Here is a 22,475-nt window from a genome sequence, read left to right as displayed (position 1 = left end):
TTACCGCTTTGTCCGGCAGGGTACTATCAAAGGAAAAGTAATCCGGTTTTGATACGCTTTATTACAGCACAGTGCGACCGAAGAACGGTGGGTAGCAAAAACCTCCACATAAATAAAAAACCTCTAAAAACAGAAGCTTTTAGAGGTTTGTCAAAATTAAAAAGGCTGCTTACCGGGCAGCTGCTAAAGTTGCCTTTGGCTTTAAAAGAGCTTGGAACTCTACGTAATTTTACACTGTTACTTCGGAAAGGTGAGCCTTTTTTTCTTCTTTACCGAGCAGTAAATCGCCTGCCTGCTTTTTACCGGAGAAGAAAGTAATACAAGCACCGGCAATATAGATTGTCGAATATACACCGCTCGTCATACCTACCAACAACGCAAGTGCAAAATCCTTCATAGTGCCCGTTGTAAAAATATAGAGCGAAACAGCGGCAAGCATGGTAGTAACGGTTGTAATAATCGTTCTGCTCAACACTTCGGTTTGCGCAAGATCCAAAACTTCAATCAACGACAGCTTAGGATTAAGCCGGATATTTTCGCGGATACGGTCGAATACGACAACCGTGTCGTTGATAGAGTATCCGACAATGGTTAAGATCGCCGCGATTGTGGTTGAATTGAATTCCATTTGCGTCCACACGATAAAGGTGAGCATAATCAACACGTCATGAACCAAAGCAAGAACGGCGCCTAACGCAAATGTCCAGCGGAACCGCACTAAGGCGTAGAAAAAGATTAAGAACAAAGCCCCCACTACCAGAAGTACCGCTTGACGGGCAAGCGAACCTGAAAAACGGGAACCGACAAAGTCGGTACTCAATACGGCAAAATTATCCGCTTCGTAGGCATTCACCAATGCGGTGTTTATCAATGCCCGCAGCTCGGCATTTGCATTTGTATAAGTACCGTTATCGGGTAACCGGATTTGGAATGTGCGGTCGCGGGCTTCACCGATCTGCTGTACCGAAACCGAAGGAATGGATGCCAACGCATGACGCACCTCATCGGCATCGATCGGCTGTATTTGCTCCGGAATATAATGCACACGAAACGGCTCCGCCGTAACACGGGAGATTTCTGAAGTAATAAACACACTTTGCAATGCAGTATCGGCCTTTGCAAGCAAATTAACCTTTATACCGTCGATTTGCTGCTGCAACGCTTCGATAAACTGCCCCACTGTAGGGTATTCGCCATATCTAAACGAATATACTCTATTTTCAGAATCCGTAGAGATGACGGTAACATCAATGCTTTGTGAACTTTGCGCTACCTGTATGTTTTTTTCGCCGTTATATGTTAAAATAAATGCCGAAGGCGCAAACCTTACTTTCTCGATAAATCCTGCCTGAAAGTCAATACCGAAGTTAATGCCTTTCGTAAAAAGACCTACAAGACCGGAAATAATAAGAGCAGAGCTCACGAGAACCATAACACCGAAAAGCTTACTGAATTTTATCGTTTTTTTCATACGAGCGACCTCCAAGTAATATGCAGCTTCTTCTGGTGCAATGTTTCCGTGCCGAAATCAAAGATAAGCCGTGAAACAAAAAGGGCAGTAAATACGGAAGAAACAACACCGATTGTCAAGCTGTAAGCAAATCCCTTAATCGGTCCGGTTCCCAATATCGATAAGAAGAGAGCCGCAATAAAGGTAGTAATATTGGAGTCCATAATTGCCCAGAAAGCATGATCAAAACCGGTTTGAATAGCGGCTTCTCTGCTTTTATGCAAGGCAAGTTCTTCTTTAATTCTTTCAAATATAACGACGTTTGCATCGACCGCCATACCGATTGTTAAAATCATACCGGCAATACTCGGAAGCGTGAGCGTAAGGTTAAATGCGGAAAGTACGCTGAATACGATGTACAGATTCAATACCTGTGCAATACATGCGTTAATACCGGCAGAGCGGTACCAAATCAGCATAAACGCTAAAACGGCGATTAAGCCCCACTGCAATGCCATTAAACCTTGATTGATAGCCTGCTCGCCCATGCTCGCGCCGATAACCTGCTGATTTTCCAACTGGAGCGGCACATTGAGCCATGCGGTACGCAAAATCGTTTTAAGGTTTTCCGCTTCATCGGCACTAAACCCGCTAATGGTTCCCGTACCGCCGGTAATCGGCTCTTTGATATTGGGTGCGGATTTAATCTTATCGTCGGATACAATAGCGAGCCGTTTACCTTGATTTTCAGTGGTAACGGTTGCAAAGATTTCCGCCCCTTCCTTGTCGAGTTCAAATACAACAAGCGGTTCATTGGTTTGGCTTGTAGTAGTGCTTACTCTCTGTAAATGCTTCCCTTCAAGCGCGGCTTCTTTTTTTATAACAAGGAAACCTTGCCGTTCATCCAAACCGTAAGCATCCTTGCTATATACCCCAAGCACTGTAGTGTCCGCAGGAATAATAGAAGGGTCTATAAGGTTGTAATCCGCATCAAAGGTACGTGTTGGATTGGCATTGTAATAAGAATAGAAAGCTTGAGTTGCATCATCGTCTACGATATGGAACGCAAGTAGTCCACGTCCCATGATGATGGAATTGATTTTATCGGCATCGGCAGCACCGGGAATTTCCACGTAGATACGATCTTCACCCTGCTGTCTGATAACGGGTTCGGTCAAACCGAATTTATCGATACGGCTGGAAATGGTATCGATGGCTAAATTCATCGCTTCTTTTTTTGCCGAAGTCGTTGTATCGCCGCTATCACCGGTCACTGCACTTAAATCTGCTTTTATAATGATACTCATACCGCCTGAAAGATCGAGACCGAGCTTAACCGCATTTGCCTGCGCAGTTTTAATGCTCAATATTTTACTTCGATATGCATCTTCCAAAATAGGACTCATTGCCGCGCGAGCTTTATCTTCGGAACTTTCGGGAAATGCCGCAAGCAAGGCGCCCGCCGTCCATACCGCAGGCTGCTCTTTACCAAGGCTTTTTAAATTTTTCTTTGCAGCCTTAATAAGCGGATCATATTTTGCCGGAACCGGCTCGGTGTCGCCTTTTTTTGCAGATGCGATTAACGCGTCGATATCCGTTTTGGTCATATTTATGACATAATCTTTAATCTTTTCTCTGGAACCGAGCGCCAGTGCCTTATCGTCTTTACCTGTCCAAAAATACCATTTAAGGGTAGGATACAAAAACACAAAACAGAGGCCTAACACAGCCAGAACAATCACGAATCGAGTTCGCTTTTTCATGTCTATCTCCTCATCTAACGGAAATAAACGTTCATACTGGGGTTAGGCACAGCACGAACGATTATAAGCCGGGACGCTCCTCGTTTTACGGAACGGTTATTCCGCTTCGCCGGAAAAATCGGGCGGCTGCGGCTTCTCGGAGCCGGAATCTTCAGCTTTCTTTTCTTTCTTTTTGAAGAGAGAAGAAAGCAGCGAAGTTTTTTCCGGCATATTTGCCAAGCGGCTCGCCTTCGTTTTTTCATCCAATATGACGTTGCCGATTGCGGAACGATTCATTTCGAGCTTACAATTATCGTCAACTTTAAGAATGATTGTTGTTTCTTTTACGGAAGACACCACGCCGTGAATACCGCCGATTGTGATAACTTTATCACCCTTTTGGACGGAAGCGATCATTTCCTGCGTTTTCTTTTGCTCTTTCTTTTGAGGGCCGATAATAAAAACGTAGAAAATTACAAAGATGAGACCGAGAGCCAGAAGAGGAATAAAGCTCCCCCCTGATGCGGCTTGCTGCAACAATGGAATAGCATTCATTATTTACATCCTTATTTATGATAAATATCCTTAAAATACTAGCACAAAAAAAATACGTAGTCAATTCTTGGGCTAATACCGCTATTACTTTACCGAAAGCAGCTCAAGGTCAAAGACCAAATAGCTATCGGGGGGAATAACCCCGCCGGCTCCGCGGGAACCGTAGGCAAGCTCCGGAGGAATAACAATCGTGCGCTTTTCACCGACCGCCATCTGCGCCGCTTGCTGATCGAACCCGGCAATCAGCTGTCCTGCACCGGCAACAAACTTGAGCGGTTCATGCATATCGGAATCGTCAAATACGGTACCGTCCAATAACGAGCCCTTATACTTCATCGTTAAGGTTTTGCCTATTTGAGCTTGAGCGCCCTTTCCCTCTTTTGTAATTGTATAGAAGATACCGCTTTCGGTTCTAACGGCATTGGGAAATTTTTGCTTTATAAAAGCTTCATTTTTTTCCCGTCTTTGAGCGGTGCGCTGTTTTGCCCGTTCTTCGGCTCCTGCAAGATAGGCATTAAAATCTTTCTGCGTCGCGGTAAACTTTTGCGCATCAGCCCCTTTGCGGATAATCGATATGGAATTCATACGGTCGCCCTGCACGATCTTGTTTACAACATCCTGTCCCTTTACAACACGGCCGAATACCGTATGCTTTCCGTCAAGCCACGGAGTTGGTACATGGGTAATAAAAAACTGCGATCCGTTGGTCCCCGGTCCGGCATTTGCCATTGAAAGAATACCGGCGGTATTGTGCTTGAGGTTGTCGACAAATTCATCGGGGAAACGGTAGCCCGGCCCACCGGTTCCTTTACCGTCGGGGTCGCCGCCCTGAATCATAAAATTCGCGATGACACGGTGGAAGGTTAAGCCGTCATAAAAAGGCTTTCCCTTTGCAGCGTCCAATGTTCCTTCTGCCAATCCGACAAAGTTACATACCGTCATGGGTGTTTCCTTATAGAACAATTCCAAAACGATATCGCCCTTATTCGTATCGATAACGGCATAGACGCCGTCCTTTTGTAATTCTGCACTTATTGCGTTCATTTTTCTTCCTTTTTCAGAATCTCCCGTTAAAATAATCGCAGCAGCGGCTGCTGTTGCAATAATCAAAAAGGTAACCGGTAATACCAGCACCGCAATTTTATTTAACCGCATAGTTCCTCCATTACGGCGTTACGTCTTCTTCGTACTGCCTAATAAACCATCCGTAAACCGCTTCTTCCCGCGTCTTAAACGAATTTTGTACCCGTTCATGGAAAACCGAAGGAACAGTAAAATCCGCACGTGTCAGTATATGTACCAGCAGATAATCCCCAAGGTCGGTTACGGCAACCGAAGTCTCTAACTTTTCAGGCTCTACCGCTTTGAATATCGAGTATTTTAATGCATCAACATTTGTAGATATGAAACCTGCAGAATCGGCATCCGAGCAGAAACGGCAGCGATAAATGTTTTTACCGAAGGTTAAATCTTTTTGCAGCACGTAGACTGAAAAATCTGCCGCAGGGTTGTCAACCGGATCGGCAATCCGCTGTTCCGTTTTTGGGTCTTCAATAATATATGACGCTTCATAGAGTGTCCGCATCTTTTTTCGGCTGCTGGAATAATACTGCAAACCCTCCAATTTTGAAACGGAATGGATAATACGGGATATTTTTTCTATGTCTTTTACACCGCCTTGCGTTTTTTTATGCAGATACAGTGCCTCTAGCAAAAAAATAGGATCGCCCTTGTTCCAGTTTTCCGCAAATGTTTGAGGAACAGCAAAGAGCGGTGCAAGCCGAGGAGCAGCATGTTCTTTATTATAAACCGATCGGAAAAGATAGCCCCGTTTAAGCAATTCTATCCGTTGTTCAGCGGATAAAAACGAATCCAGCGTAGAAAGCACCGATTCGGGGACGTTGCCGATATCTTGCGCAAAGAGAGAACAGGCTATTGAAAGAATAAGAGGAACAAGACAATGCCTCATTCCTTACAGCCCCTTATACAGTACACGCACCTGCTTATACAAGCCTTCGCCTTCGCTCTTTGTGTCGACGTCGTGGATGTCGGCGAGCGTACTATGGATAAGCCGGCGCTCATAGGGATTCATCGGTTCAAGCAAAACCGAAGTTTTGGTTGTTACCACCTGATCGGCAGTGGTATAGGCAAGCCGTACCAAGGATTCTTCACGGCGAATCCGGTAATTTTCGCAATCGAGCATAATCCGCTCGGAAATGCCGATTTTACCGGCATACACATTAGCAATCAGCTGTAGCGCGTCAAGATTCTTTCCTTTCTTTCCAATTAAAATAGCGGAATCTTCGGAAGAAAGCCGCACCAGCAGCTTACGTTCTTCGCGCGAAAGGATTTCCATATTTGCCGTATACCCCATTGTACGGATAAGTTCTCCGATAAACTTTAATAAATCGGCCTCTTTATCCGTAGGAGCATCGTGTACCGGCGCCGGTTGGCGGGGCGTATCGGAAGCGGACTTCCCTACCGCGGCTTTATCGTCAATATGCACGCGGATTTTGGCATACCCTTTCTTAAAAAGCGAGTTTTTCTGAATTTCAACGATTTCTACATCGAATTGATCCGACTCTACTCCAAGTTCTGCGATTGCCTTATCTATAGCGTCACGTTCGGTTTTTCCTTCAAATTCATAAATCATTTCCGAACCTCCTTTTTCTTCATCATTGCCTTAATGATCATCTGCTGAACAAGCATTAAGAAGTTCGTGCATGTCCAGTACAACAGCAATCCTGACGGTGCGTTATAAAACATAAAGAAAAAGAACAGCGGCATACCATACATCATAATTTTCATCGTGTTATTTTGCTGTTGATCGCTTGTAGGGGTTTGCGTTATTTTTCCGAATACCATCTGCGAAATAACATAGACAATCGGCAGAATACGCAGGTCTGTCCATCCCAAGAAGGGAATAGGGCTGGGGAATTGCAAAATACTGTCGCCGACGGATAAGTCAGGTATCCAATGAGGAATAAACATTGCACCGCGGAATTCAAAATAGTTGTTAAACAAGCGGTACATGGCAAACAAGATAGGCAGCTGAATTAAGAGCGGCAGACACCCTGAAAGCGGGTTGTAACCGGCTTCTTTATACAGCTTTGCCATTTCCTCATTCAGTTTTTGAGGCTTCCCTTTATATTTTGCCTGCAGCTCCTGAATCTTAGGCTGCATTTTCTGCATCTGCTGAGTCGATTCGGAACTTTTCTTAGTCAGCGGGAAGAAGATTACCTTTATTAAGATTGTTACAAGAATAATAGAAACACCCCAGTTCGGGATAAGTTTATAGAAGAACTGCAGCAACCATTTAAGCAGCACCTCTAACGGCCGCCAAATACCGCTGGAAACAGCTACGGTATCAATCCGCAAGTTATCATAGTTATAGTTATTTTTTGACGGGATGTTGTATGTACTTAAAATATTTTCGGAACAAGGCCCCAGATAAATACGGTAGACATCGGTTACCCTATTTCCGGTAATAACCGGACGGGAAAAGAACAGCTGACCGTCCTGCACGGTATCCGCATTGGGCTGGGCTGCCGAGTACAGGATCTGCTGCGCCGGAACGGAGGGAATAACGATAAGACTAAAATACTTTCCCGAAATACCTGCCCACGGAACTGAATCCGTAATTACCTTGGTCTGATTGGCCTTTAATGCGCTATCTTTTTTCTTTCCGTTTATATAGACAAAAAAGTTCCGGTATTCGTACCGGTCGGCCTTTGCATTCCAATCGGGTCCGATTTGCGGCATTGTCCGCAATGTATAGCCTGCATTATCAAAATTTAACCCTTGCATATCGGCATCGCCGCTGATTGTAACGGCAAGCTCAAACATATAGTCATCGGGCAGAAAGGTATATCTTTTTGCAAGTGTAAATGAAGATACGGAACCGTCTTGGTTCTTTATCGAAATTGTCTTAAAAAAGCCGACAACGTGTTTGCCGTTTACCGTTTCTTCTTTTACGTTGAAGAACTGATTTAACGCAGGGGCTTGGGCACCGCCGAGTGCAATTGAGAAGGCTCTATTCCGATCGGTCAGGTTTTTAACCATTTCGACATAAGAATCGCCTTTGGAATTATTATGTTCCAGTAACTTATAGGAAATGATATCGCCGCCGCGGTTTGTCAGCGTAATTTCCGCAATGTCCGTTTTAACGGTAACCGCTTGCTCGCCGATAACGGTTTCGTCAGGGGTTTCCAGCACTCGGGAATCGGCAGGAATTGTTTCCGCTACAAAGGTATTCTGAGGGACTGCCGCTTGCTGTTCCGTTACGGAAGCGGCAGCAGTCGGTTGTTGTTGTACCGGAGCGGGAGGAAAAAATTTATATTGCACAAACATCGCAGCCGCAATGACAAGGCCGGAAAGCACCATTGCAATAACTGTATTCTTATTCATAAACGAATCTCCTAGGGAACGGGATCATACCCTCCCTTATGAAAAGGATGACATCTAAGGATTCGTCTTACCGCCAAATACCCTCCCTTGCAAGGCCCGTATTTAGTAAGGCTTTCAAGGGCGTAATGAGAACAGGTGGGATAATATCTGCAACACGGCGGAAATAAAGGAGAAATACACTTTTGGTATACCTTTATCCCCGCACATAACAAAAACGTCAAAATACGTTCAATCTTTTTCAGATAATTGTGTTTCATATTGTTGAGATTGAATAGAAAACATATCCGCTTTTTTAAACAAACAATACAGCTGCCGTGCACGTATAGAAAAGGTGTCGCTCCCCGGAAATACAAGCAAAAGAATATCCGCCCCCACTGCAAGTTGAGACTTCATTTGACGATATACTTCCTTTGATAAGCGGCGCGCCTTATTTCTTTGTACGGCGGAACCGTAATGCCGTTTAAACGTACAAACAAAACGATTATATGGTAATTTATTCGGTAAAACGAACAACTTTGCGCCGTCGCAGCTATAGCGGTGTCCTTTTTTAAACATATCCCGTATCCGCGCGGCGCCGCAAAGACGCTCTTCTTTAGGCAAACAAGAGCGTTCCATGTGTTAAAGCTCTTAGTAACTCTTTTTTTCGTCGGACACGGAAAGCTTATAGCGTCCTTTTGCACGGCGGCTCTTTAAAACAGCGCGTCCCCCGCGTGTTGCCATACGCGCACGAAATCCATGACGGCGCAAACGTTTTGTTCTGCTCGGTTGAAATGTCCGTTTCATAAAACTAGACTCCTTCTCTATATAATTATCAGGCGCATTACCCGCCTAAAAGGTCTTGGAATAGCGAGGAAAGACAAATTTCCTTAAAATGCAACGACCGAACAAAATATCAATTTTGGAGATTGTTGCATTGATGCGCGGAACGCGCATACGTCAATAAGCGACGTTCGCGAAAGCGAACTCGCCGTGTTTTTCAGCCGCGCTATCTTTAGCGGCTGAAAATAAACCTTCCTCAAAATACTAGAAAAAGAACTATACTACACCCCTATAAAAAAGTCAATTAACGGAAAAAGGATTTTCATTTTAGGATATAATTTCTGCCTTCTCGGCAGTTTGTACTACTGTTAATTGATAATCTCTATAACAAACCATCTTAGAAGCGTAACTATTTATAAAAATCATCCCAGAAAGCTTCGTTATTTTCTTTAAGATCAGGATGTTGAATTTCTTCAACCAATAAATCCAGATTTGTATACGGATTCCTTTCATATATTTTCTTGTCGCTATCGTATTTTTCTACTTCACTTCGCAATTGTTTTGCATTTTGCTTGGCAACCGCCAGATTGTTTTTAGTAATGGAATACACATTCGTAGCATTTTTAGTGTAATCAATAAAACTCTTATTTTTTAATTCTTTTATAATATCTTCACTTTTAGAAAATTGTTTAGTCGTATATTTATAATGCAATAAAATCCACATTTCAAATGCTGTTGCCGAAAAAGCTAATTTAACGCCTTTTTCTTTCGCCAATCTAAAAGTTTCTTTATGTAAGGTATATCCGTCTTGATCATATACAACCCAAGCTTCGTCAATCTTCTTAAATTTCCTCTCTATTTTTCTTGCAGCTTCCTCTACTAATTCCCGTCCGGTATTTTTTTCTGTTGGTACTAATTCAATTTGTACCGTATTACCTTGTAACGGCGTGTCTTTAATTAATGCGCTTAAATAAGCATATTCCGAATGTTTGTCAGAACCTTCACATAAAATATATATTCGTTTCGCACACCTTCTGGATCCGACCGGTTTTCTTGATTTTGGCATTCTAATTCTCTTCTATATAAGATTAATCTTGGAAATAGCAGGTAAAGCCTTAAACCTTCCGTCAAAATAATATTTGCCATAGTTTACATAATCTCTAATAAGATTTTTATCAAACTCATTTAGGCAATACAGTTCAGTAGCACCAAAATTATTTTTATCTGTAAACCATATTTGTTCACGTTTCAATTCACATGAATCCATAATAAATGTATCATGCGACGTAACCAATAATTGTGCATGGCTATCATTTATTTCCGGGTCTAAATACATATCAATGATCATCTTTTGTATTACCGGATGTAATGCATTATTAAACTCGTCAATAACTAATACAGTACCTGAAATCAAGGAGTGAACAATATACGCAGCTAAGTCATATAATTTCTTTGTCCCCGCAGATTCTTGCGTTGCTAAATCAAAATATACTACATCATTTATATCAGATCCAATAACTTTATGTGCCATTTTAGGCTCTGCAGAATATACTCTTTTTAGCAAGTTAATATCATCACTTTTTAAATTATTAAATTCATTTTGAATATACTCAGACATTTCCTGCTTTTTAGTATGTTCAATCTTTAAATCTTCAATCTGAATATCTGCAGCATGTAAAAAATTAAGAATTGTGTGTTTGAATTTCTCTTCTTGTTCTAGAAATAAAGTTGTCATACATAATTCAGGTAATTCGTAAGATTTACGCCTATAAAAATCTATTTGTTTTTTAAAAAACTTATATGGTTCTTTAAGGGAATCGTTATTAGAATTACCCGTTCTCGAAAGTAAACTTTGATTGGGGAGCAAAAAAGTTTCAAGTGCTTTTTTAGATCCGGAAAATAAACTGCCATAATATATGTCTTTATCTCTTTCTCTTTTAAAAAGCGTCGATCTTGAAGCTCTTTTATTATAAGAATATAAATATAATTCTTCTTTTAATACAATATTCTTCCCAATCTCTAAAATGTATAAATATCTGTTGTTATCAATTTCATATTCTATTTCAAAATGTATCGGTTTATTTATATATTCTTTATCCAATAAAAAAGGTTTATATGCAGGGATATCAGCACCTTCTTCATACTTATAAGATTCTTGTACAAAGTCACACAAATCATCCAAGGCTGAAATAAATTTTGACTTTCCTGACGCATTCGGACCATAGATGATACTAAACGGATAGAGTTTAATGGTATTATTTTCTAAATTAAAAAGAGTATTTTTATCTTCCGTTCGTGATTCGGACACAAAACTAAAAGTTTGCGCTTCCTTAATTGATTGATAATTTGCAACGGTAAAGTCAATTAACATAACCTATCCCATCCTTATTATAGCTATTTTTTTAATATTTCACGTAATTCTGTATATATCCATACAAATATACTGCTTATTTATAATAATTTCAATATAAATTAATTCCTATTGTTTCTTCAAAAGTTTTTGTGTCATTCACACCTCCATACTTCATATACCCTTATATATATAGCACGGATGCAAAAACAGCTCGAAAAATGTATTTTTTGTACAAAAAAAGCCTGCCCCGCTTACGCGGAACAGGCTTTTACCGTTAGACCAGAGCGCTTAAAGCGCAGGTACTAGTAGGTAAGTGTGAGTGAAAGAACAAACTGACCGTAGAAGGTACTGTCAAGAACAGAATGATCAACAACAGATACATAATCCTTCTTATATTTGCGCTGAGTTGCAGAGGAATAAGCGTTCTTATTAATTGACCCATGTTCCCATGCTGCTTTTACTTCCACCTTTTCAACAGGGCTGAACTTTACACCGAGGTCATAAGCAAGACCGATGGAATTGCCATGCTTTGCATCACTTTCAACCCATACATCTGCAAACGGCTTTACCCACATGGCATCATTAAGATTAACCTTGTACGCGCCCCACACCTTTACCAAGAGCGGGAATTTCTTAACATCACTCAGCCCATAAAGCAATTTGTACATACTAATATATGCACCGGCATCCAAGCCTTCCACTAAATTAGTAGCATCGCCCTTGTCGCCTTTTGTTGCAAACTGAGCAAACACTGCCATATCGGTACGGTTAGCATGGGATGTATTATTATTGCCCATCCAAGTATCAGCAGAAGCGACATACACACCGGCGCCTACCCATTTATATTGAGCGGTAAATACGGTATCCCAATTAAATGCATTAGAAGCAGCCTTGAAATCATACATCCCATCAAAGCCTGCTTTCAGCTTTAAGCCATCCATCGGTTCGGAAGTTGCTTCAACACCAAAGTTCAAGTTAGCATCAGGATAATTCTTGCTAAGTGTTGTGTTAACGGTAAAGGCAAGGCCAAGCATTTTGTCAAGCGGCTTCATAGAAAGGTCAAAGCCAATTGCATATTGATAGGTCGTCGGATCTGCACTATTTTTTTTCACAAAGTAATACCAACCTGCATCAGGGAAACGAACCTGTTTACCAGTCACCCATGTTCCGGTTCCAGTAGAAACGTCGCCGATATAAATAGCTTCACTATTTCCCAATGCAGTATTACCATCAAAATACTTCATAGTCTGTGTATGAGACGCTGAAGCAGGATCCCAATTGCTGCTGGAACCAAGCTTTAAGCCGACATCCAAGTCCATAAAGTCTTTATTGGCATAACCGATTTTAGTACCATAACCATCAAAAGCACCTCTGAATCTATGATCTGCCGCACGATATTTCTTATCATTATCAATCGGCTTCCAAATTTGGGCATAGTTCTTAAAAAAATCCGGTACATTATAAACCGTTAAATAAGCACCGTAGACAACCAGTTTAGCTTCAAGATCGTCTACTTTTCCATCAAGAGCAAAACGTCCGTTGCTGTCTTTTTCGCTTACAACGTTCAGTTCCACATCCTTCAAGCTGACTTGGCCGTATACGGGTACATCGCTTTTAGTAGAGGTTCTGTCAGCTTTCTTGAGGAGCGGAAATTTCACCGTCCAAGAAGCTTCATTTTTAAATCCGTGTTTTACGGTGTTTCCTTCAACGTTAACACCCCAGCTTAAGGTTGCTTCAGCTTCGATGTCGACGCTCGGTTCTACAGTTGTAGCATCCGCTGCCCACACGAATGCAGCAGCAAAGAGAATTGTCAAGCTTACGAGTAGATATTTTTTCATAATAAAAAATACCTCCTTAATTACTTTCTCGGCCAAAGCGTAACACGCTTTTTAGCGGCCAAAATTAATTAAAAGTATGCTAGCTGATTTTTTTTCATTTGTCAATCACTTATTTTGTAACTTTTTCCTTTTTTTTTTGTTAAGGGAGAATTTAATTCATAATTATGAATGCATAATTCATAATTTGGTTGCCTCGGTGATAATATCCAGTTTCGGGAATTCTTAATTCTTAATTATGAATTATTGAAGAATTTTCCTTATTTTTCCGGCCAAAACTCTCCGAAAGTCGCATAAGGACTATAGGAGGCGTAAATGACACAAAAACCTTTTGAAGACCTAACTATTTCAGACGATTTCATGTTCTGTAAAGTTATGGAATATGAGCCTATCTGTAGAGAATTTCTTGAGATTCTGTTTAGTGTTAGGATCGAGAAAATTACCTATCTATCGTCCCAGAATACCGTTACCGCTAATTCCGGAGCAAAAACTGTCAGACTGGACGTACTGGTAAAAGACGGCTCGGGTACATCCTACGATATTGAAATGCAAGTTGGAAATGAGTATAACATAGCGAAACGGATGCGGTATTATCAAGCGGTGCTGGATGTTGCTTTTTTAGATAAAGGCTATTCCTATAAAGCACTCAACGATAGCTTTATTATCTTTGTTTGTTTATTTGATCCTATCGGCAGCAACAGAGCTGTTTATACATTTGAAAATATCTGTGTTGAAGACAAAAGAATCCCCTTACGAGACGGGACAAAAAAGATTATACTGAATGCGAACTCGTTTAGAGCCGCAGATAATAAGGAATTACAAGGCTTTTTACAGTACGTAAAAACCGGTAAAGTAACGACAGCATATACAGGGAGGATAGAAAAGATGATACAGACAGTAAAATGCAACGAACAGCTGAGAAAAGAATATCACGTATTACCGGCAGCTCTGATGGATGCCTTTGATGAAGGCGAAGCTAAAGGTAAATCTCTCGGCCTTGCCGAAGGTTCCCGCCGAAAAGCGCTCGAAACGGCGCGGCTCATGCTTCAACGGAATTATCCGCAGGCGGAAATTTGCCTTATGACCGGCCTTACCAAAGCAGAAGTGGAAGCGATGAAATAATTCATAATTACTTCCTCAATTCTTAATTCATAATTCATAATTATGCACCAAGGGAAAATGCTAAAAGATAGGCAAAAACGCTCGTTTTGGGGCGTTTTTAGTACATATTTTTAACTCGTTATCTTACACTTTGTCTTACAAAAACATTGTGTTCTCTAACTGTCTTTATACTAAGCTATGTGCGCGCTCTTGTCAAGCATGATTTTGTGTTTTTGGCATCTTTTTGATAATTTTTATCGGTTTTTATGGCTTTTCAGCCTGTTTTTGCAAATTATTTGCATGTATCTTACCTGTCAGGCGTATCCAGTGCCGTTCAGTAGGCGAGAACTTTGTATGTGTTAAGCTGTTCTATAGCTGTCTACGCTGCAAGACGCTCAATATCGGCGGCCGCCCGATACTTGAGCTGATCCATATCAGGCGTGTAGTGGTCGGTATAGCGGTGTACTTCTACTATGCTATCATGCCGCGTCAGAAACCGGAGTTGCTCTTCCGAATATCCGGCCATGCGTAAAAAAGTCGCGAATGTATGCCGATAGCTGTGAATGGTTAAGTGCGTTCTTTTTATACCGAGCTTAATCATCGTCTTGTTAAAATCCTTGCTGATACTTTCGTAACAGAGTGGGGTATACGCATTTTTTGCGGAGCTAAAAACAAACGCCGTCGGTATGTCTTTAAAAGGGCTTTTTTCGATGTGCGCTAGCAGCTTTGCCGCGAGGTCGGCAGATATTGGCACAAGGTCGCGCCGTTCCGTTTTAGTGCTCTTGATCCGCTTTCCCGCCCTGCAATAGTTCTTATCAATTTTGAGTACATAGCCTTGCTCTGTTTTTATAACGTCCTGCATCTGGAGAGCTTGCAACTCCCCGATACGGCAGCCGGTTTTAAAAAGCAATTCGTTGACCAGTCTATAAGTTTCCGAACCGAACGGGTTTTCATGGGCATTAAAAAGCCGCTGTATCTCTTCTGTTTTGAAAATTACTTTTTCTGCTTCTTTCTTCGCTTTCTTTCGTGTGTTTTTTGAAACAGGGGTTATCTGCTGCGCAACGTCCCGGGCAAGCAGATTGTTCCGGTAGGCAAAATGCAGAGGTTGAATAAAAATATAGCTGATGTTTTTCATGGTTTGTTCTTTGAGCTTACCGGCATTCCTAATCGCACCGAGCATAGCATCAATCTTTAAACCGGTTATTTCGGTAAGCGGGCAAGAAGGAATGTTGGCGGCATATTTTTTCAGTATTCCGGTTGACTGCCGGAAGCGTTCGGGGTTCGGCGGGGTTTCGCCTTTGCTGATGCGTTCTTTTATATCAGGACTTTCGTCATAGTTCCAATACAGTAAGAGATAGTCATAAAAAGTAAGTGTTGGAAGCCGATCAAGCAGCGGCTTGATTGTTTCGGGCACATCTTCGTAATCCGGTACGAACGGAAACGGTAGGGCTTGTTTGCTGTAGGGAATGTTTTGCAAGGCCTGATTAACAGCATTTTGGCAGGCAGCTTGTACCAGCGTTGCTATTTCAGCATTAAGCGGCTGTCTTTCATTAGAAAGGGTTATCATTGAAACGTTCTTAACCCATTCGGTGTATTCTGTCGCAATACCGCTATCAAATTCCATCGCCCGCCGATAGGCTATGAGTATTGCTTCATTCCGGTCTTTTGTACCGGTGCTTTTGGCTGTAAGGTACTTCTTGTTTGTGTAGTCATACAGCTGTGTTTGATAAATGCCTTTTCGTTTGTGCATACTCCACGGTTTACGCATAAGGGATACCTCCTAAAAGTAGACATCCCCTCCCAGCAGCTCTATCGGCATGGAGTGCAGTATTCTTTATAAAAACCTCCGTAATAGCTAGATATTACCGGCAATACGCCGGTTGTACCGGTTCAGCATTATCGCCAATTAAATGTATCGTTCTTTGCGGTTCCGAAACGAAAAGCGGAAGGGGCGCCGGTACGCATTGGGTTTGTGCAGGGGTAAAAATAGGTCGCTGCATCAATGTAAGTTCTTCGTTCATACCCCTATAGTCAGGCTGGAGGGCTTGAAAAAGGATCGGGAATGCATAAAATATCGAAAAGGAAAAAGTAATAAAAACATAAAAAAAACTTGTTTTCAGGTCAAAATCTTACTAAATTAAGGTGAAATTAGATATATCGGACTTGAAAATCTATATTTTTAAGGTATAATTAGCTATATACAGGTATCTTATGAGTTATGCTGAAAAGATAGATGAACATCATCGGATGTTAAAAAAGTGTAAAGAGATTTCTGCATTTAATATCGGTGCAGGAAGGGCATATTATTGCGCTTTTATCAGCATAAAAAAGTATTTATTGGATAAACGGTTTGATTACCAAGCCTTTTTACAGGGAATTAACAAATCACATGAACGACCATTCTCTCACGGAACAATAAAGGTTGCGCTGTTTAAATGTTTGCTGGATAATAAGAATACCGTTAAAAACATAGCACAATTACATGTGCTCGATAACCTTTATTACAAAAGAAGAATAGCCGATTATGAAGAAAAGAATATTTCAGAGGCGGAGTTTTTAACCTCTCTTAATGAGATGGAGATTGTTTTAAATATTCTGGAGGCAGCTCAATGAACAATGATTTTTTTTGGATTGATACAATTAAAGATATGATACAACAGAAATTCCCAACCGTTAATGTAAGTGTAATTACCGATGATGAGGCTATTATGTTTTCCATTGATGATAACAAGACTTACTATTCTTCCGAATTTCAAGAACTTATTACCAATATAAGCCTTGAATTGCTGTGGCCGAGAAATATTTACAATGTGTTATTTATCGTTGAGGAAGGGAAAAAATACGGACAAATACAATTCCAGTCGACATTAGATTATGTCGCGGCAAATGTATTCCTTCCTTTTTGGGAAAGTACGGATAGTACATTAGCAGAAACAGCTTATCAAGCATTTGATAGTGATGTTTGTTTAGAGGTTGCATAATATGGATACAACAAAACAGCCGGGGATTTGGTTTGATAACGTACTGTTAAAAGAATTGTTTTTCAGACGAAAGCCAGAGCTTGCAAGTTATGATATTACCATCAAATTCACCTTTACCAGCTCAATAGCTCCCGATAAGAAGTCTATGAATTGTGAATTGGTATGCGATGTTACTGATAAAAACGATGTGTTCAAATTACACTGTGCTATGATAGGCGTATTCTCATACGTAGAAGGCAAGGAGAATATGGATATTGCTGAATTCGCCAAAAGTAATGCCGCAGCGCTCCTATTGCCCTATGTTAGAGAGATGGTCTCTACAACTACTGTTCAAGCAGGCCTGCCACCGATTAGAATCCCTCCGATCAACATGCGGGCAATTTTAAAAGATCAAGACGGCAAGATAACTGGCACTATAAGCGCAAAATAGTTTTATGCTTATTACTTCTCCCTATATCTGCATAGGGTTTAAATTATAATTTACCTAATGGAGTTTGACCTATGAAAAAGATTGCTGTTTTATTGCTGCTGGTGTTAACGATGGCGGGGTGCCAAATGTACAAAACAAAAGACACCATCATTGAAAATAAATCTGATTATGCTGCAACAGTTGATGCAAGAAATTTTAAAGAGGATGAAAAACAAATTTTATCTTATAAATTTACAGTAGATTCAGGTAAATCCCTTTCGTTGCCTATGTACGATAATGGTGATGTTTCGCTTGTGAGTATTGGGCGTAATTATTTGAATAAAGTTACCGATACACATTATGAGATTTTAAATGCCCTACCTGTTAGTTTCACCATTTATAATACGATTGATAAAAAAGTAATTTTATCAGATATACATAGTTTGTTTGATGCTCAAACGCTTAATGGGAAGCAAACGACTTCTGTACAAATATTTAATCCTCAAAAAATACAGCTGCTTGCAGTTTCTGTCCCGGATAGTATTATTTTAAAGGTGGATATCCAAGATAAGAAAATTATTATAAAGCACTAAGGGCTGACGCATAAAATCTTTACATCACCAAGAAAAGGGATTGTGTAGGTGTAAAGACTTCCGGTTTCTCCTGGGATGGTAGGCAAATTTTTGACTTTTACTGTACTACTACCGTCTTTTACGCCGAGCAGAATATTTTTAGGAACTCGTTCATCGGCATTCACGCCAATGGGTATCACGCTTGTATTAGTGCTTGATAATGTTTCAACATAGCAATATTTTAGAGTGTCTTCGTACGTGTATAAGTAAAGTTCATAAACATCTTGATCAACTGTAACATCAACCCAGTATGTTTTGCCAGCTAGATATAGAGGTATTTTCCGCTTGCTATTTCTATAATCCATATAGAGCAATTGCGCTTTAAACAAATCAATATTTTTGTTTTTATCTATACATTCATAATAGAAACGGCCTGCTCTTGAATACACTGATTTTAAAGTTTCATCTGTATTAATAGCTACTTCTTTTGTTTTTGATTGAACCTTACTAACTTCAAAGACAGGCGTATTGATATTTCCTGAGAAACTGCCATTTACTAATGTTGTATTTTCAAAATTCGCGTTTTTCGCAAAGACATTCCCCGCCGTATCAACCCTAAAAATCTCATCCCCTTTATTATTTATCTTCAACCCGTTCGTTTTATCAAACCATGCTTCAAAATCTTTGTCTGATTTATCATCCGTATCGATAAGTAGTGCTTGCACAATCAGCTTTTCGGTAAATGTCTTTTTTACCGCTAGCTCAAGGACATCTATATAGTCTGCTTTAAGCTTCCCGTTTACAAACACGTTCTTTGACTTAAATTGTATCTGGTCTGCTTCAAGGCTGATTTGACTTGCCAGTAATGCGGCGCGGCGGGCATCTTCCCAGAGCGGTTTTATCGCATCTTCTCCGGCATTGCCTTTAATGCCGTAATAGTCGGTATCTTTTACCTTGGCGTATACGGCGTTGACTTTTTCAAGGGTACTGGCTTTAATTAGCTTTTGGCGGGTTGCATCGTCGATGATAACCGGCAAGTTGACGGTTAAAGCCATTTGACCGGCTGCCCCGCCGCCTTCAACGAGGGCATGGAGCGCGCCAGCTTGTACATCGAGTTTACCGAGCAGTTGATTTTTATCATCTCGAACTTGCGCTAAGATAGCCTTTTTCGTTTGCAGGATGGTACTATTGAGCTGATTTTTATCATCTTCAACCCGCGCTAAGATAGTCTCTTTCGTGAGTTTAAGATAGGCGCGGAGCGCATCTTCCGTATCCGATACCTTCAGTAATATTTCGTCTTTAGTAATGCTTAATCCGTCCTTGGCGTTGCGGGCGTCCTCGTCCATTTTATCAATCAAAGCTTCAAGAGAGGTTCCGTACCCGTTCAGTTGAAAGACATCGGAAAAAGTATCGCCGCGGGCTATTACGTCAATCGCTGCTTGCGCGGCTTTTGCGGCCGCCTCGAGGGCTGCTTGTTTTACCGCCTGCTCGTTTACCTTTTTCAATTCGTCGCGGGTTACGTATCCTTTATCGGGAGTGTGCGGCTTCGGGTTGCCATCGGGAATATAGGTAATATTACTTTTATACTCCGGCAGGTTTCCGTATTCGTAAAGGGCGGGGTTGTAGTCTTTTAAGGTTAAGCTATAACCGTGGTCTGCCGGTTCTATGTTTACGATTTTCATTGTGCGGGTAACCGCCTGAAAGCCGCCGTCTGCGTCGAGGATACCGAAACTTAATACATCGCCTGAATGCGGAATACTATCGGCAGACTGTCGCACTTTTGAAACGACTTTCAGCGTGTCGGTTTTTCCGACGCCTGCAACTTCAATGGCACAAATACCATGCCCTTTGTTATCGATGCAGTGAATAAGAACGCCGCACCGTTTCCCTTCTGGAAAATCGACATATCCGTCAAGGGTGATTGTTTTTAATAAGCCGTCGTGCCATTTTATCTCCTTAACAACGGCATGAGAGAGGCCGACGGGTAAGGCTCTGTGTTGGACTTCAACGCGGCTAAAAAGCGGGTAGTATGCGCCTTCTGCCCCAACCTTTACCACGACGGTACGTGGAGAAGCTGCTTCTTCTGCCATCTGTCGCCAGACGTATTTATATGCCATCTTATAATCGGTGATATACTTTAAGGCGGTAGTAGTAATGGTATCGGTTTCGGGGTTGTACTCTTTGCCGTTTCGCATAAAGACGACACTATCGGCGTCGTATCCTGCATCTCGGTTTATGTAGGTAACCTTTTTACCGTCGGTTTTCCGCTTGAAATCTTTGCTTGTCTGTATGCTGATAATATTTTCACTGTTAAGAAGGGCTACCGAATACGGGCGGCCGTTATCGATTACCGCTTCAATCTTGCCGGTAAACTCGTTATAGATTAAGGCGGCGTTTCCGTTTTGGCAGAGAGTATCGATCGTGTTTTTCTTTTTCTCACCGCGGGTGATAACGCCATCGGCATAAAAACCCATCTTTTCGCAATACTCATACCATGCGCCGAAAGAAGCTAAATCAAGTTCATCATCGGCGTATTGGCTCGGCTTATGGTGGGGGCTGGTAAGGATTTCAAGCGTCCATGAAGCGAGGTTCCGTGTCGGCGCTTTCGTGGTGCTCCATGCACGAGTATCTTTATCCCATGTGCGAGCGGCGCCGGATTGAATAACGGAAAAGCTATCGAGCATATCGGCGGTGTTTTCGTTTGCAATAACACGGATACCAATCCTTGTACATTTATCGCGCTTGTCAGCTTCCAACACTTGAGCGGCGACTAATGCTGCTGCGCTTGATTTTTTTGCATCGTAGCAAGTAGTCTGTACGGCTAAAAGAATAACATTTTCTTGACTGTTGCTCTTTGCCTTGGGGGTAAGACGCTTAAGCCGTACGCTGATTTTCTTGCCGTATGCTTGGCTTGCGGTAAAGGTTTGCGTTGCGCAATAGCGCATCTGCTTTTTCGTATTATACTCGAATGTATTCGAGACGGTGCCATTCTGAACAAACCCTGAATCAAAAGCGTTCCATGTCGGCTCGGTGTCTTCGGGGTTATTTGTCCATTCTGCCTGAAGGGTTACACTTTGCGATTTCCACGCATCGTCTTCATACCTGCGCAGTCCATCAAAAAGGACAATAACCTCAACCGCCATCGGGTGCGATGCTAATTCCTGAACAACGCCCGCTTTCCATTCTTTTTCAATGCGTGCATTTTCTTCTGCGTCATCTCCTGCGTGTTCATGCGGTATCTGCTTATTTACCCCTACGCCGATAATCTTTTTATTAAAGGCATCGATGGTAAAATCTCCGGTCTGCCTAATTTCGATACGGTTGCGGCTATCGTAGTATGTTCCCGCATCAAAATTGAATACACCGTTTTGCGGAGTTTCGGTATTCCACGTTTTAACAGACGTGTTTTTCATTTGAAGCTTTTTAATAAGAATATCATTAAAGCCGCATTCTAAGACAAGGTTTAAATACTGATCCTCTCCGCGTGCACCTTCAATGGTGTAATGCGATGGGCATAAAAGGTACGGAGTGAATAACGATTCTCCGATAGTGTAAGGGAAATATTGACCGGTTGCAGCCCTGTTTTGCGCACCTTTAACAAAAGGGAGCTGCTCTATAGCATTCTTTGCCTTTGCATTTTTCTGCGCTTTTTGCAATGCCTCAAGCTGCTGTCGTTGGTTATAGAGCTGTACTCCGGTATAAATACCACCTGCAACACCCGCGATAAGAAGAAGCACCATACTTACAATAAGGAACTCCGCCCCCGTAGCCGGAATCATACGGATAAAAATTATGTCATCATCCTGCAGGAGATAATCAGGCGCAACTGCCTTACCCGCTTTCAAAATAAGTGCATGTTCCCAGTCGATAGAGGGCAGGGCATCTTTTAAAACGCCGCACGTTTCATACGTTGTTACGTCCTGCCCGATGCTATTATAAACGTGTATCAATGCCATAAATGCCCCTTACTTTAAAAGTTCCGATGCGATTAACCCGACAGCCGAGCCGCGTCATGTGAATAAATTCGGTTTCGTTCAAACAGACGCCGATGTGTAATTCCGTCCCCGCTTCCGTATGCGTTTCCATCTCTAAAAGCGCGCCCTCTTTCGGCGCGTCAATTTTATGTACGTTGAGCGTCGGCGCGTGAAGACGGCTTAAATGTACGCTGTGATCTTCATAGTATACGTCGTCCAACCGATACCCCGCGCGGCGGGCGACTTCGATACAAAGGCCGTAACAGTCATAGCCCCCTTTGTCCCGCCCGTGGTCTTTATATGGTGTGCCGATTAAATCGTTTACTTCTATCATACT

The 22,475-nt window shown here is 41.8% G+C and carries 21 protein-coding genes; 5 read left to right on the top strand and 16 right to left on the bottom strand.

Translation table 11 applies throughout. The annotated features are described in order from the left end of the window. Nucleotides 1-229: 229 nt before the first annotated feature. The 13 genes from secF to msp form a co-directional block, all read right to left on the bottom strand. The gene (secF, locus tag HMPREF1222_RS09940) at nucleotides 230-1,471 is read right to left on the bottom strand and encodes a protein translocase subunit SecF (RefSeq protein ID WP_016519291.1); all 1,242 of its coding nucleotides are present in this window, start codon (nucleotides 1,469-1,471) and stop codon (nucleotides 230-232) included. Further along, nucleotides 1,468-3,213 (bottom strand): protein translocase subunit SecD, encoded by a 1,746-nt coding sequence (gene secD / locus HMPREF1222_RS09935; protein WP_016519290.1) that lies wholly within the window; start codon nucleotides 3,211-3,213, stop codon nucleotides 1,468-1,470. The genes secF and secD overlap by 4 nt, the downstream gene beginning before the upstream one ends. 96 nt (nucleotides 3,214-3,309) lie before the next feature. Further along, nucleotides 3,310-3,747, bottom strand: coding sequence for a preprotein translocase subunit YajC (gene yajC / locus HMPREF1222_RS09930; protein ID WP_006188839.1), 438 nt, complete (start codon nucleotides 3,745-3,747; stop codon nucleotides 3,310-3,312). Between the two features lie 84 nt (nucleotides 3,748-3,831). Continuing rightward, nucleotides 3,832-4,902: a peptidylprolyl isomerase gene (locus HMPREF1222_RS09925; RefSeq protein ID WP_006188840.1), complete on the bottom strand. Its 1,071-nt coding sequence runs from the start codon at nucleotides 4,900-4,902 to the stop codon at nucleotides 3,832-3,834. Between the two features lie 10 nt (nucleotides 4,903-4,912). Beyond that, nucleotides 4,913-5,716, bottom strand: a complete 804-nt coding sequence (locus HMPREF1222_RS09920) for a DUF6675 family protein (protein WP_016519289.1) — start codon at nucleotides 5,714-5,716, stop codon at nucleotides 4,913-4,915. A 3-nt stretch (nucleotides 5,717-5,719) separates the two neighbouring features. Beyond that, nucleotides 5,720-6,400, bottom strand: coding sequence for an RNA-binding cell elongation regulator Jag/EloR (jag, locus tag HMPREF1222_RS09915; protein ID WP_006188842.1), 681 nt, complete (start codon nucleotides 6,398-6,400; stop codon nucleotides 5,720-5,722). Next, a complete protein-coding gene (gene yidC, locus HMPREF1222_RS09910) occupies nucleotides 6,397-8,154 on the bottom strand; it encodes a membrane protein insertase YidC (protein ID WP_016519288.1) in 1,758 nt (585 codons plus the stop codon). The genes jag and yidC overlap by 4 nt, the downstream gene beginning before the upstream one ends. Nucleotides 8,155-8,165: 11 nt before the next feature. Next, entirely contained in the window at nucleotides 8,166-8,411 is a 246-nt protein-coding gene (gene yidD / locus HMPREF1222_RS12590; RefSeq protein WP_081636894.1) for a membrane protein insertion efficiency factor YidD, read from the bottom strand. Beyond that, nucleotides 8,383-8,769: a ribonuclease P protein component gene (gene rnpA, locus HMPREF1222_RS09905; RefSeq protein WP_016519287.1), complete on the bottom strand. Its 387-nt coding sequence runs from the start codon at nucleotides 8,767-8,769 to the stop codon at nucleotides 8,383-8,385. Before rnpA ends, yidD begins: the two co-directional genes overlap by 29 nt. A gap of 12 nt (nucleotides 8,770-8,781) precedes the next feature. After that, complete coding sequence (gene rpmH, locus HMPREF1222_RS09900; protein WP_006188846.1) at nucleotides 8,782-8,937, bottom strand: 50S ribosomal protein L34; 156 nt, start codon at nucleotides 8,935-8,937, stop codon at nucleotides 8,782-8,784. 385 nt (nucleotides 8,938-9,322) lie between these two features. Continuing rightward, complete coding sequence (locus HMPREF1222_RS09895; protein WP_006188847.1) at nucleotides 9,323-9,979, bottom strand: RloB family protein; 657 nt, start codon at nucleotides 9,977-9,979, stop codon at nucleotides 9,323-9,325. Nucleotides 9,980-9,991: 12 nt separating this feature from the next. After that, nucleotides 9,992-11,284, bottom strand: a complete 1,293-nt coding sequence (locus tag HMPREF1222_RS09890; RefSeq protein WP_006188848.1) for an AAA family ATPase — start codon at nucleotides 11,282-11,284, stop codon at nucleotides 9,992-9,994. Nucleotides 11,285-11,568: 284 nt separating this feature from the next. Beyond that, a complete protein-coding gene (msp, locus tag HMPREF1222_RS09885) occupies nucleotides 11,569-13,104 on the bottom strand; it encodes a major outer sheath protein Msp (protein ID WP_006188849.1) in 1,536 nt (511 codons plus the stop codon). Nucleotides 13,105-13,416: 312 nt separating this feature from the next. On the opposite strand from msp, the gene HMPREF1222_RS09880 reads away from it, so the two are divergent. Next, on the top strand, nucleotides 13,417-14,223 hold the full coding sequence (locus HMPREF1222_RS09880; RefSeq protein WP_016519286.1) for an Rpn family recombination-promoting nuclease/putative transposase: 807 nt from the start codon (nucleotides 13,417-13,419) through the stop codon (nucleotides 14,221-14,223). Nucleotides 14,224-14,581: 358 nt separating this feature from the next. Here HMPREF1222_RS09880 and HMPREF1222_RS09875 read toward each other — a convergent pair whose 3' ends face one another. Next, nucleotides 14,582-15,970, bottom strand: a complete 1,389-nt coding sequence (locus tag HMPREF1222_RS09875) for a tyrosine-type recombinase/integrase (protein ID WP_016519285.1) — start codon at nucleotides 15,968-15,970, stop codon at nucleotides 14,582-14,584. 443 nt (nucleotides 15,971-16,413) lie between these two features. On the opposite strand from HMPREF1222_RS09875, the gene HMPREF1222_RS09870 reads away from it, so the two are divergent. The 4 genes from HMPREF1222_RS09870 to HMPREF1222_RS09855 all read left to right on the top strand — a co-directional run bounded on the left by HMPREF1222_RS09870 (nucleotide 16,414) and on the right by HMPREF1222_RS09855 (nucleotide 18,185). Next, entirely contained in the window at nucleotides 16,414-16,815 is a 402-nt protein-coding gene (locus HMPREF1222_RS09870) for a hypothetical protein (protein ID WP_016519284.1), read from the top strand. Further along, complete coding sequence (locus HMPREF1222_RS09865; RefSeq protein ID WP_016519283.1) at nucleotides 16,812-17,183, top strand: hypothetical protein; 372 nt, start codon at nucleotides 16,812-16,814, stop codon at nucleotides 17,181-17,183. The genes HMPREF1222_RS09870 and HMPREF1222_RS09865 overlap by 4 nt, the downstream gene beginning before the upstream one ends. 1 nt (nucleotide 17,184) lies before the next feature. After that, nucleotides 17,185-17,613, top strand: coding sequence for a protein-export chaperone SecB (locus HMPREF1222_RS09860; RefSeq protein ID WP_016519282.1), 429 nt, complete (start codon nucleotides 17,185-17,187; stop codon nucleotides 17,611-17,613). Between the two features lie 71 nt (nucleotides 17,614-17,684). After that, a complete protein-coding gene (locus tag HMPREF1222_RS09855; RefSeq protein ID WP_016519281.1) occupies nucleotides 17,685-18,185 on the top strand; it encodes a hypothetical protein in 501 nt (166 codons plus the stop codon). Here HMPREF1222_RS09855 and HMPREF1222_RS09850 read toward each other — a convergent pair. Together HMPREF1222_RS09850 and HMPREF1222_RS09845 are read right to left on the bottom strand one after the other, a co-directional pair. Further along, the gene (locus HMPREF1222_RS09850) at nucleotides 18,182-22,120 is read right to left on the bottom strand and encodes a phage tail protein (RefSeq protein WP_016519280.1); all 3,939 of its coding nucleotides are present in this window, start codon (nucleotides 22,118-22,120) and stop codon (nucleotides 18,182-18,184) included. The genes HMPREF1222_RS09855 and HMPREF1222_RS09850 overlap by 4 nt on opposite strands. Further along, entirely contained in the window at nucleotides 22,098-22,472 is a 375-nt protein-coding gene (locus tag HMPREF1222_RS09845) for an NlpC/P60 family protein (RefSeq protein ID WP_016519279.1), read from the bottom strand. The genes HMPREF1222_RS09850 and HMPREF1222_RS09845 overlap by 23 nt, the downstream gene beginning before the upstream one ends. Nucleotides 22,473-22,475 lie beyond the last annotated feature (3 nt).

Origin of the sequence: Treponema vincentii F0403 (genome assembly GCF_000412995.1) — a bacterium.
GTDB lineage: Bacteria > Spirochaetota > Spirochaetia > Treponematales > Treponemataceae > Treponema > Treponema vincentii.
This window is presented reverse-complemented; position numbering and strand designations above follow the sequence as displayed.

Bases quoted from the DNA above. Each gene is read 5' to 3' on its own strand.
- secF (WP_016519291.1), bottom strand. From the start codon at position 1,471: ATGAAAAAAACGATAAAATTCAGTAAGCTTTTCGGTGTTATGGTTCTC.
- secD (WP_016519290.1), bottom strand. From the start codon at position 3,213: ATGAAAAAGCGAACTCGATTCGTGATTGTTCTGGCTGTGTTAGGCCTC.
- yajC (WP_006188839.1), bottom strand. From the start codon at position 3,747: ATGAATGCTATTCCATTGTTGCAGCAAGCCGCATCAGGGGGGAGCTTT.
- HMPREF1222_RS09925 (WP_006188840.1), bottom strand. From the start codon at position 4,902: ATGCGGTTAAATAAAATTGCGGTGCTGGTATTACCGGTTACCTTTTTG.
- HMPREF1222_RS09920 (WP_016519289.1), bottom strand. From the start codon at position 5,716: ATGAGGCATTGTCTTGTTCCTCTTATTCTTTCAATAGCCTGTTCTCTC.
- jag (WP_006188842.1), bottom strand. From the start codon at position 6,400: ATGATTTATGAATTTGAAGGAAAAACCGAACGTGACGCTATAGATAAG.
- yidC (WP_016519288.1), bottom strand. From the start codon at position 8,154: ATGAATAAGAATACAGTTATTGCAATGGTGCTTTCCGGCCTTGTCATT.
- yidD (WP_081636894.1), bottom strand. From the start codon at position 8,411: ATGAAACACAATTATCTGAAAAAGATTGAACGTATTTTGACGTTTTTG.
- rnpA (WP_016519287.1), bottom strand. From the start codon at position 8,769: ATGGAACGCTCTTGTTTGCCTAAAGAAGAGCGTCTTTGCGGCGCCGCG.
- rpmH (WP_006188846.1), bottom strand. From the start codon at position 8,937: ATGAAACGGACATTTCAACCGAGCAGAACAAAACGTTTGCGCCGTCAT.
- HMPREF1222_RS09895 (WP_006188847.1), bottom strand. From the start codon at position 9,979: ATGCCAAAATCAAGAAAACCGGTCGGATCCAGAAGGTGTGCGAAACGA.
- HMPREF1222_RS09890 (WP_006188848.1), bottom strand. From the start codon at position 11,284: ATGTTAATTGACTTTACCGTTGCAAATTATCAATCAATTAAGGAAGCG.
- msp (WP_006188849.1), bottom strand. From the start codon at position 13,104: ATGAAAAAATATCTACTCGTAAGCTTGACAATTCTCTTTGCTGCTGCA.
- HMPREF1222_RS09880 (WP_016519286.1), top strand. From the start codon at position 13,417: ATGACACAAAAACCTTTTGAAGACCTAACTATTTCAGACGATTTCATG.
- HMPREF1222_RS09875 (WP_016519285.1), bottom strand. From the start codon at position 15,970: ATGCGTAAACCGTGGAGTATGCACAAACGAAAAGGCATTTATCAAACA.
- HMPREF1222_RS09870 (WP_016519284.1), top strand. From the start codon at position 16,414: ATGAGTTATGCTGAAAAGATAGATGAACATCATCGGATGTTAAAAAAG.
- HMPREF1222_RS09865 (WP_016519283.1), top strand. From the start codon at position 16,812: ATGAACAATGATTTTTTTTGGATTGATACAATTAAAGATATGATACAA.
- HMPREF1222_RS09860 (WP_016519282.1), top strand. From the start codon at position 17,185: ATGGATACAACAAAACAGCCGGGGATTTGGTTTGATAACGTACTGTTA.
- HMPREF1222_RS09855 (WP_016519281.1), top strand. From the start codon at position 17,685: ATGAAAAAGATTGCTGTTTTATTGCTGCTGGTGTTAACGATGGCGGGG.
- HMPREF1222_RS09850 (WP_016519280.1), bottom strand. From the start codon at position 22,120: ATGGCATTGATACACGTTTATAATAGCATCGGGCAGGACGTAACAACG.
- HMPREF1222_RS09845 (WP_016519279.1), bottom strand. From the start codon at position 22,472: ATGATAGAAGTAAACGATTTAATCGGCACACCATATAAAGACCACGGG.